The following is a 10,211-nucleotide window of genomic DNA, read 5'->3' as shown; positions in this document are numbered from 1 at the left end:
TGGCCTCCGACGAGCGCTCTGGACCCAAGTATCTGAACTCGCCGGAAACCCCCGTCTATTCCAAGTCGCGCGTGCTGTTCAATCTCGACCGCGCCCGCGAGGCCATCCGCAAGCTCGACTACGCCATCCTGGTCGAGGGCCAGATGGATTGCATCGCCGTCGATGCCGCCGGTTTCCACAACGTCATCGCCAGTTCCGGCACGGCCTTTACCGAAGCCCAGGTCCGGCTGCTGGCCCGCTTCACCCGCAACCTCGTCGTCAATTTCGATCCGGATACCGCTGGCGCCGCCGCCGCCGAGCGCTCCCTGGCCCTGCTGGTTTCGGAAGACTTCCACGTCAAGGTGCTGACCCTCGAGCCGGGCTTCGACCCGGACCTCTTCCTGCGCCGCCGCGGCCGCGAGGCTTACGCCCGTGCGCTGCGCGATTCGCAGAAGTATTTCGACTACCTCATCGAGCGCGCTCGCTCTTCGTTTCCCGCCCGCACGGCGGAGGGCAAAGTACAGGCCGTGAACTTCCTGCTGCCCCACATCCACCGCGTTCCCAATCGCATTGCTCGCGACGAACTGGCCGCGGAAATCGCCCAGAAGCTGAATATTGATTCCGCCGTTCTGCGTCAGGAGCTGCGTCACGCTGCCGCCACCCGCACCGCTACGGTGCGCCCTGCGGCCGAGCCCCAGGCTACCGATGCGGAACGCATCCTCATCCGCGCCTTGGCTTCGGGCGGCCAGCTCCCGGTCGAGCCCGGCGGCAATCCGGTCTCCGAACCGGCCGAGCAGCTCGACCCCGCCCGACAGGCGCGCTACGTGCTCTCTGCCGAGCGCCTGCACGAGGGCTTGGCCGCCGAGTCCCTGCTGGAAGTTCTGCTCCAGAAGGAAGAGGATGCCGACGCCCTCACCCTTCCCCTCTCCGATTCCGACCGCAGCCTGCTGGCGGCGGTTCTCATGGACGAACGCGAGGAGCTGACCTCCGACCTGCTGGAGGGTGCCATCGAGGCCCTCCGCCGCCGTCATCTGGAGCGGCGTCGCCGCCAGCTCAAGACGGAGATTGCCGATGCCGAGCGCCGCAGCGACTCCGCCGCCCTCACTCGCCTGCTGCAGGAAAAAGTGGACATTGACCGCGTCCTTGCCACTCACTGAGGTCCTGGCTTGCCAGAAACGGGCCTAACAGCCTATTTTTTCTTTCACTTAAAGGAATCCAAACCGCCCTGTGCCGCGTCTAATTTGTAAGGTTAGGGCTGTTGTGGCACCAACCCCGGAGCAGGCGGCGGCTGCGTGTGCGAAGGGCGCGTGGTGGGCAAGATGCGGTTTGTGCTAACATTGCTTGGTTTCGTGTCTTCTCTGCGGCGACTCCATCTTCCCGGCAGTTCCTTGGTATCCATGTGCCCCGGCACGGGTGTTGCCGGGCGGCGGAATGAGGATTGACTGGTTTGGCTCTCGACGACAAGTTCGACGACATCAAGAAACTGATCGACGCCGGCAAGGAAAAGGGCTACCTCACCTACAGTGAGGTCAACGACCTGATTCCCCACGACGTCCATTCGCCCGAGGACCTCGACGACCTGCTCACCACCATCGGCACGCAGGGCATCGATGTGCTCGACCAGCCCAAGCTCCCCAGCTCGGAGTTGGAGAAGAAGTTCGAGCAGGAGCTGGAAGGCGGCGAGGACGTCGAGCTCGATCTCACCCCCGGCGCGCTGGAAAAGACCAACGACCCCGTGCGCATGTACCTGCGCGAGATGGGCACCGTACCCCTGCTCACCCGCGAAGGCGAGGTCGAGATCGCCAAGCGCATTGAGCGCGGCCAGCTCCGCGTGCTGAAGGCTCTTTCCCGGTCCCCCATCGTCATCCGTGAGGTTCTCTCCGTCGGCGAGGACGTGCGCAAGGGTGTGCGCAGCGTCAAGGAGATTGTCACCTTCGTGGATGAGGAGGAGATCACCGAAGAGATCCTCCTCAACCGCATCAAGGGCGTCCTCCGCCAGGTCGAGGACCTGCATAAGCATTACAAGCGCGCCCAGCAGCTCTCCGAGCGCCTGCAGAAGATCCCCTTCAAGAAGAAGGCGCGCCTGTACATGCGCGTCCGGGGCAAGCTGGCGCGGGAAATCGTCGAGATCTCGCTCATCATCCGCCACTTTGGTTTCACCAATCAGGAGCGCAAGCGGCTAATCGAGCGCGTCAATAAGACGGTCGACGTCATGCGCTCTCTCGACCGCCAGGTCTCCAGCCTGGAAAAGAAGATCGACGCCACCCGCAGCGAGGAGCTCAAGAAGGAATACCGGCGCACCCAGCGCCAGAGCCGCAGCGACCTGGAGCGCCTGGAGTCGGAGGCCGGCGTCACCTTCCACGAGCTGCGCCGCACCCAGCGCGAAATCATCCAGGGCGAGATGGATGCCGAACAGGCCAAGCGTGAGCTCATCGAAGCCAACCTGCGCCTGGTCGTTTCCATCGCCAAGAAGTACACCAACCGCGGCTTGCAGTTCCTCGACCTAATCCAGGAAGGCAACATCGGCCTCATGAAGGCCGTGGACAAGTTCGAGTACCGCCGCGGCTACAAGTTCTCGACCTACGCCACCTGGTGGATTCGCCAGGCCATCACCCGCGCCATCGCCGACCAGGCCCGCACCATCCGCATCCCGGTGCACATGATCGAGACCATCAACAAGCTCATCCGCACTTCCCGGCAACTGGTGCAGGAGCTCGGCCGTGAGCCCACCTCGGAAGAGATCGCCAAGCGCATGGATATCCCCGTGGCCAAGGTGCGCAAGGTGCTCAAGATTGCCCAGGAGCCCATCTCGCTGGAGACGCCCATCGGCGAAGAGGAAGACTCGCATCTCGGGGACTTCATCGAGGATCGCGCCGTCATCTCACCCGCCGAGGCGGTGATCAACGTCAATCTCAAGGAGCAGACCGCTCAGGTCCTTCGCACCCTCACCCCGCGCGAGGAAAAAGTCATCAAGATGCGGTTCGGACTTGAGGATGGCTCCGAACACACCCTCGAGGAAGTCGGCCAGTCCTTCGCCGTCACCCGCGAACGCATCCGCCAGATCGAGGCCAAGGCCCTGCGCAAGCTGCGCCATCCCTCGCGCTCCCGCAAGCTGCGCGCTTTCATGGATGGCGTCCAGGAGTAACGTCCAGACGCCGTTTTGTCATCCTGAGCGAGCGCCGCGAGCTAATACTCCCCGCCCGCAGTCGGCGCGAGCGAAGGATCTTGGGTTTGCCTTTCCTGTGCGGATGCCAAGACCTTGCACCTCGCCTCCGGTGGAGAGTTGAAGAACCGGTTTTCCTCCCCCTTCCACAGTAAATCCCGAAACTTCACAATTTCTTCACACGCCTGCCTGCTTTCCCTGTTGCCCTTGTAGGCGCAATCGCGCACAGTGTCGCGCAACGACAGCGTGCGTAGCGATTGGCGCGTGCTCACTGAGCGGCGCGTCCCCGGCCATGTTCGATAGGGAACAGCCGAGGGCTTCGCACCAGACAGCCCGGCCTGTGCGGCTGGCGCAGGCCGGGTTTTTGTCGGTCGAACCGCCATACTTCCGCAGGGGGATTCTTTTGAGGGTGTTTCATCCGAAGTTACTCGTTTCTTTTGGCATTTTTTGCTTGTAATATTGTTTTCGTAAATTCTTCGCCCCTGTTGCATGGCCACGCTCGACCAAAGCCTCGACCGCGGTCTCCCGGCCAGCGCCGACGCCGAACGCTCGGTGCTGGGCGCCATCCTTCTGGACAACTTTGCTTACAACCAGGCCGCCGAAGTCCTGCGTGCCGAGGACTTCTCCCTCGACTCGCATCGCCGCATTTACTGCCGCATGATGGACCTCAACGAGTCGGGTCGGCCCATCGATCTTGTCACCCTCAGTGAGGAGCTTGCCCGGCGCAAGGAACTGGAGTCGGTTGGCGGTGCCGCTTACATTTCCTCTCTTACCGACGGCGTGCCCCGCCGCACCTCGATCGAGCATCACGTGCGCATCGTGCGCGACAAGGCCATGCTGCGCGGCCTTATCCACGCCGCTAACAGCGCCATCGCGCGTGCTCTGGAGCAAGCGGACCCCGCCGAGGAGGTCCTGGACGCCGCCGAAACCGCCATCTTCCAGCTCTCCGACCAACGCATCAGCCGCGGCTTCTCTGGCATCACCGAGATTGTCCGCGACTCCTTCGGTTCCATCGACGCGCTCTACGAGCGCGGCCAGCGCATCACCGGCCTCGAAACCTATTACGAGGATCTGGACGGCCTTACCAGCGGCCTGCAGCCTTCCGAACTGGTCATCCTGGCCGCCCGCCCGTCGATGGGCAAGACGGCGCTGGCTATCAACATTGCGGAGAACGCGGCCGTGCGGGGTGGCAAGGCTGTGGGCATCTTCTCGCTCGAGATGTCGCGCGAAGCTCTGCTCTTGCGCCTGCTCTGCTCGCAGGCGCACGTGGACTCCCACAAGTTGCGCACCGGCTTCCTCGGCCGTGAAGACTTCCAGCAATTGGTCAACGCGCTGGGCCGCCTGGCCGAGGCTCCCATCTTCATCGACGACACCCCCGGCATCTCCCTGCACGAGATGCGCGCCAAGGCCCGCCGCCTGCAGCAGTCCCAGGGCAAGCTCGATCTGATCGTAGTGGACTACCTGCAGCTCATGTCCGGCGGCGGCGGTCGCCGCTATGAGAACCGTACCCAGGAAGTCTCGGCCATCTCCCGCGGCCTCAAGGGTCTGGCCAAGGAGTTGCGCGTGCCCGTGCTCGCGCTCTCCCAGCTCAGCCGCGCCCCCGAGAGCCGCGGCGGCGACCACCGTCCCCAGCTTTCCGACCTGCGCGAGTCGGGCTCCATCGAGCAGGACGCCGACGTGGTCATGTTCATCTTCCGCGAAGAGGTCTATAAGCCAGAAGACCCCGACCTCGATGGTCTGGCGGAACTCATTATCGCCAAGCAACGCAACGGCCCCACCGGCAAGGTCAACCTGGTCTTCCTCAAGAAGTCCACCCGCTTTGAATCCCGCGCCGGTCAGAGCTGACCTGTTCACTGCCTAGGCTCCACCCGCCGACTCCCAGGTTCGCGGAACGTTATAATCAGACTGCTCGGCAGCTCCTACTCTCCGCTCTGCATCTCTGAAAGTAACCCTCGATGGAATCCCGACCCACCTGGGCTGAAGTCTCGCTTCCTGCGTTGCGCCACAACTATCGCGTTGTGCGCGACCTGGTCGCTCCGGCCACGATCTGCGCTGTCCTCAAGGCCGATGCCTACGGCCACGGCGCCGTCGAGTGCGCGGAAGCGCTGGAAGCCGAAGGCGCGACCTGGTTCGGTGTCACCTCGACCGGCGAGGGCGTCGAGCTTCGCCAGGCCGGCGTCAAGGCCCGCATCCTGCTGATGACCGGCTTCTGGCAGGGTGAAGAGGAAGACGTCCTCCGGTACCAACTCACCCCCGCCGTGTGGGAGCCCATCCACCTCGAACTGCTCGATTGTGCTGCCCGCAGGCTCGGCCCGACCGGGAAGCCGGTTCCCGTCCACCTGAAAGTGGATACCGGGATGACCCGCTTAGGCATCGCCTGGGAAGGCTCGGAAGGCATCGTCGAGCTGCTCAAATCCCTTCCGCGCTTGACGCTCGAGGGTGTGGCCACGCACTTGGCGTCCTCCGAGGTGATGGACGCGGCTGACGTCGAACTCCAGAGCCGTCGTTTCGACCAGGTTCTCGAAGCCCTGGCCAATCGCGGCTGCTCGCCCAAGTTTGTTCACATGGCCAATAGCGCTGCTTTGGCATTGCGTCCAGCCAGTTGGAAGACCATGGTCCGCCCCGGCCTGTGTCTTTACGGTTACTTCTTGAAGTTTCGCAATACCGAAGGCAAGGCCACGGACGCTCCTCCGCCCTTTTCTCCGGAGCCTGTCTTGTCCTGGAAGACCCGTATCCTCACACTGCGTGATGTTCTGGCCGGACAGGCCGTCGGCTATGGCGGCACCTATGTGACGCCCGGACCGTCTCGCATCGCCGTGCTCCCGGTGGGCTACGCGGACGGCCTCAACCGCCAGCTCTCCAACCGCGGCCGGGTGGTGGTGCGCGGCCAGTACGCGCGCATTGTCGGTAACATCTCCATGGACATCACGCTCATCGACGTCACTCCTATCCCCGGCGCCACGGTCGGCGACGAGGTCGTTTTGCTGGGCCGAAACGGTGGTCTCGCCGTCAGCCCTCACGAGCACGCCGCCATCGCTGCCACCGTGCCCTATGAGATTCTTTGCGCCATCTCCAAGCGCGTTCCCCGCCGTTACCTGAAATAGCTCCCGGCCATTGTGTCCCGGGGTAGCCCGGAGTACGATGGCGCCATTCGGGGGCTTGCGACCTGCCGTGTGTCTGCCTCCGGGGCATTTCCACAGGGACGAGCCGTGGACATTCACTCCAGCGAAGACTTGGCAGGCTCGACCGTAGGCCGGTACTTGGTGCGCGAGCGCCTGGGTGCCGGCGGCATGGGCGAGGTCTATCGTGCCGAAGACCCCACCCTCAAGCGCCCCGTCGCCCTCAAGCGACTGGCCGCGCGCCTGCGCGCCGATCCCCACTATCGCCGCCGCTTCCTCAGTGAGGCCGAACGCGCTTCTGCACTGAACTGCGGCAGTATCGCCTCCATCTACGATGTCATCGAGAAGGGCGAGCAGATCTTCCTGGTCATGGAGTACGTCGAAGGCACCACCCTGCGCCGGCGACTCCGCGAACCCATACCGCTTCCCGAGTTCTATCGCGTTGCCGAACAGTGCCTGGAGGCCCTGGCCGCCGCCCACGAGAAGGGCATCATCCACCGCGACATCAAGCCGGAAAACATCATGCTCACGCCTGCGGGCGAAGTGAAGGTTCTCGACTTCGGGCTCGCCCGCCGGCAACTGCTTTCCGAAGAGACCCTCGACAGCTCCCAGCTCACCAGCCACACCTCGGCCCTGGCCGGCACGCCGGGCTACATGGCGCCGGAGCTGCTCCTGGAATCCGATCCCGGACCGCGCTCCGACATTTTCTCGCTCGGCGTTGTCTTCTTCGAGATGCTCCACCGCCGCCATCCCTTCCTCACCCGCAAACTCGTCGTCGGAGACGGCCAGATACTGGGGGAGGAATCGGTCACCACCCACAGCGTGCGCGTGCCAGCGGCCCTTGAGGCCCTCATCAAGCGCATGCTGGCCAAGGACCCCGATGATCGCGTGGCTGCGGCGCGTGAGGCCCTTGCCGAGCTGAGAGCCATCGAACAAGGAGCCACGCTGCCGGTCGTGTCTGCTGGCATCACCATCCAGTTGCGGACCCGCGTGGTGAAAGTGGTGGCCGTCGTGCTTGCCGCACTCCTGGTTGGCATCCTGGCCTGGCAGTTCCGCAAGCCGCCCGTGCCTCCCCAGCGCATCCGCGTCGCCGTGCTGCCGTTCAACAACCAGACCGGCAACGCCGCCCTGGAGCGTTTCCGCATGACCCTCACCCACATGCTGGTGCTCGACCTGACGGGCTCGCCCAACGTCCAGGTGCTGCCCTACGAGCGCCTGCTGGAATTGAGCCGCGGCTTCGAAGCCGGTGGCAGGGACATCTACCAACCGGAGGCCATCAAGACCGTTGCCGACTATTCCGGCTCCCGCTTTGTCGTCGTACCCTCCATGTTCGCCGCCGGCAACATGCTGCGCCTCTCCGCGGAGTTTCGCGATGTTCGTACCGGCGAGACCGTGGCCGCGGCCAAGGCAGAGCGCTCTCTTTCCGGCTCCCCGGAAGAGACTTTCTACGCCATGCAGGATGAACTCGCCGACCGCATCCAGGACTACTTCAAGAAAGTCGGACCGGGGCAAACCTACGAGGCGCGGCCTCCCACCGGCCGTCCGCGCACGGTCACTGCCGCCTTCAATTACACGGAGGCCAAAAACGCGCTTGCCCAGGGCAATACCGCCCGCGCCCTCGGCTTCCTGCAGCGCGCCATTGATGAGGACCCGGAATTCGCTCTTGCCTACGCCCGCATGAGCCAGGTGTATGGAGCGCTCGGCTACGACGACCGTGCCCGCCAGCCGGCAGAAAAAGCCAGCCAGTTGATTCGGGGCGAGACTCCGGTCGTAGATGCTTTGCTGATCCAGGCGAACCTGGCCGAGCGCACTTATGACTACTCCCTCGCTGAACAGAAGTACCAGGAACTGATTCGCCTCTACCCAGATGATCCGGATGCCCTCGCCAGCCTTGCTGCTGTGTACACGAACCAGGGCCGCTATCCAGCTGCTATCGCTCGCTACCAGGAAGCGCTCCAGCACGACCCCAACTACGTGGTCGTGCATCAAAAACTAAGCTGGCTTTACACCCGCACCGGCGACTTCGCCAAAGCGATCGAGCACGGCCAGCGTGCCGTCGAGCTTTCCCGTGCCATCGGCAACCGCGAAGGTGAAGCCGATGCCCTGCTAAACCTGGGCGAGATGTACCGGCTCAAGGGCGATCTCTCCAAGGCCTGGGAAGTGGGACAGGAGGCTTCACGCCTGGCACAGTCGCTCGGCTACGAGGCCTCTGTGTTGGGCACGGAAAAGTTCCTCGGTGACGTACTGGCCACCCAGGGAAAGCTGGAGGAAGGTCGGCGACACTACCTTACGGTAATCGAGACCAGCGCCGAGGTGCGCAACAATCGCTGGCAGGCCCAGACCCTCATGAACATCGGCGTCACCTACTGGAACCAGGGTGACCTTGCCAAAGCCAGAGAGTACTTCGAGCAGAGTCTCGCCCAATGGCAGCGTTATGGCGAGTACCGCGACCTGCCGGCCGTCCGCCAGCGTGCCCAGCTTCTCGCCAACTTCGGCGCCCTCCTCATGCAGTCCGGTCCCGATCCTGAGCGCGGTGCCCGCTACGCGCAGGAAGCCCTTTCCCTGTTTCGGACCATGGGCGAAGGGTATTGGGAGGCGCTCAGCTTGAGGAATCTCGGCACGCACAGCCTCAACACCGGCTCGTTCCAGCAGGCCAACGAATCGCTCCAACAAGCCCGCGACCTGTTCCAGAAAGTACAGGCCGCCTCCCAGGTGACCCAGGTCACCTACTTCCAGGCGAGCGCATTCTTCTACCAGAATCGCTATCAGCGGGCTCGCCTGGCCGCTGACGCCGCTCTGGCGCAGGCTCAGGACGCGAAACATCCCTTTCAAGTCCCTAACGCACAGATTCTCAGCGGCTGGATCTACCTGCGTTTGGGGGATACCGCGCGGGCCCGAACCTTGCTCGAGGATGGCCTGCAGGCGGCGTTAAAGGAAGGTTATGGTGAGCTTCTTCCAGACGCCTACGCGGCCCTGGGCGAACTCTATCTCGAACTAGGCGATCGCAACCGCGCTCGCTCCTACTTGCAGAAGAGTTCGGCCCTGTGGAAGGAACCCAGCGTCTCTGAGGCCACTATCGAAGCCCGGTCGAACCTTGGGTTGCTTTTCGCCGAAGAGGGAAACACCGATCGCGGCCTGGCGGAATGTCGTGCCGCCCTGGAGGGCGCCCGGCGTATCCAGCACTACCATACTATCGCCCGTGCCACTCTCAACCTGGCCCAAGTGCACCTCTTACGTCGTGAGCCCAAGCTCGCCCTGGACGTCTTGAACCAGCTCTTGTCCGCAAAGGCTGACCTGGGCGGCGAATTCCAGGCCCGCGCCTGGTTCCTGCAGGCCCAGGCGCTTGCAAATCTGGGGCAAAAGGAGCAGGCTATTGCGGCTCAGCAGCGCGCCCGGGAAGCTATCTTGCAGCTGCAGCGTGAATTGGATTCCGCCGACCGCCAGGGCTTCTCTTCTCGGCGCGATATCCGCGCGATCCTCGAGGAGCCGCCGCTCCGCCGCGCTTCCTGAGCCGCCATCATTACCCGGGCCTCTTAAGTAACTTCAGCCAGTCAAGGAGAGTGCTCTATGCCAGGTGGGACAGGAGAGATCGGTGGCGGTAGCTGCAGGGTATGCTTCCGAGCTGCCAACGTGAGGCCCAGAGCCGGTCAGCATTACGGGAACCCCGGTGACGATGCCGTAGTCAACGATGGCAGCGTGAACATGCCCTTCAATGTCACGGTGACGTTTCCGGATAACACAGCCAAGGTCGTCACCATCACAAGGCAAGAAGACAAGATTTGGTTTCAGTGGCCGTGGCCCCCAAGGGCTTCCGCGTCAAAGCGCAAGCCAAGAGCGAAAAGGAAGGGTCGGCGGTCTAGGTAGGTTTCCGGAGCAGGCTTCGGCCAAAGGAGGGTGCGAGATGCCCGGCAGCGGAGAAATCGGCGGCGGTAGCTGCAACGTGCGATTTG

5 protein-coding genes are annotated in these 10,211 nt (G+C 63.6%); all 5 read left to right on the top strand.

Annotated features, from left to right (window positions below; all coding sequences use genetic code 11):
• On the top strand, positions 1–1,136 hold a 1,136-nt coding region (locus VLE48_09070), incomplete at its 5' end, for a toprim domain-containing protein (protein HSA93147.1).
• A gap of 290 nt (positions 1,137–1,426) precedes the next feature.
• The gene (gene rpoD, locus VLE48_09065) at positions 1,427–3,124 is read left to right on the top strand and encodes an RNA polymerase sigma factor RpoD (GenBank protein ID HSA93146.1); all 1,698 of its coding nucleotides are present in this window, start codon (positions 1,427–1,429) and stop codon (positions 3,122–3,124) included.
• A gap of 507 nt (positions 3,125–3,631) precedes the next feature.
• The gene (gene dnaB, locus VLE48_09060; GenBank protein HSA93145.1) at positions 3,632–4,987 is read left to right on the top strand and encodes a replicative DNA helicase; all 1,356 of its coding nucleotides are present in this window, start codon (positions 3,632–3,634) and stop codon (positions 4,985–4,987) included.
• Positions 4,988–5,097: 110 nt separating this feature from the next.
• Positions 5,098–6,246: an alanine racemase gene (gene alr, locus VLE48_09055; GenBank protein HSA93144.1), complete on the top strand. Its 1,149-nt coding sequence runs from the start codon at positions 5,098–5,100 to the stop codon at positions 6,244–6,246.
• A gap of 105 nt (positions 6,247–6,351) precedes the next feature.
• A complete protein-coding gene (locus tag VLE48_09050) occupies positions 6,352–9,771 on the top strand; it encodes a tetratricopeptide repeat protein (GenBank protein HSA93143.1) in 3,420 nt (1,139 codons plus the stop codon).
• Positions 9,772–10,211: the final 440 nt, after the last annotated feature.

The sequence above is a fragment of the Terriglobales bacterium genome (assembly GCA_035454605.1).
Taxonomy (GTDB): domain Bacteria; phylum Acidobacteriota; class Terriglobia; order Terriglobales; family Acidobacteriaceae; genus DATMAB01.
The sequence above is the reverse complement of the archived record's forward strand: the minus strand, read 5'-3'. Positions and strand labels throughout refer to the sequence as shown.